The organism is Faecalibacter rhinopitheci, assembly GCF_015234135.1.
GTDB lineage: Bacteria > Bacteroidota > Bacteroidia > Flavobacteriales > Weeksellaceae > Empedobacter > Empedobacter rhinopitheci.
Genome location: NZ_JADGIK010000044.1, coordinates 1 through 671 on the forward strand (window position 1 = coordinate 1; position 671 = coordinate 671).

Below are 671 nucleotides of genomic sequence, written 5' to 3' on the forward strand. Positions count from 1 at the left end.
AACAAAAGTACTATCTCAAGAGAAGTAAATAAGTTCAAAAAAAGGTGTTATGATGCTTTTATTTCACATCAAATTGCCTTTGAAATTTCGATGAATAAAAACTATGGAAGAAGCAAAATTTTACGCCATAAAAAACTCTTAAAAATTGTCCATTCTAAGCTCAAAAAAAGATGGTCTCCTGAACAAATTTCCATATTTTTAAAACAAAATTTTCCACACAATAAAGCAATGAATGTAAGCCACGAAACCATTTATTTTTATATCTATTTGCACAGTAAAAGTCACTTAAAAAAAGAGTTAATTGACTCCCTGAGGCAAAAGAAAAAAACTAGAGGACCTGCTCGTTCGAAGGAGTCGAAAGATATCAAAATTAAGGACCGTATTTCTATCGATGAAAGACCTCAAGAAGTGATCGGTAGAGAGATTCCTGGACATTGGGAAGGTGATTTAATTATTGGAAAAGATCATAAATCGGCTATTGGAACATTGGTCGAAAGATCTACTCGTGCGGTGATTTTAGTCCATCTTAAAGACAAAAATGCAGAGACCGTTCGAAAGGCTTTTGAAAAGGAATTTAAGAAGCTTCCTAAGCTGATGAAAAAGTCGTTGACATACGATAATGGAACCGAAATGGCTCAGCATAAATTATTCACCAAAAACACCAAAGTACA

1 protein-coding gene is annotated in these 671 nt (G+C 33.4%); it reads left to right on the forward strand.

Annotated elements, in window-relative coordinates; genetic code table 11:
- Positions 1–671 (forward strand): IS30 family transposase (locus IM532_RS13640; RefSeq protein WP_194184044.1); only part of this gene is annotated, 671 nt, incomplete at both ends.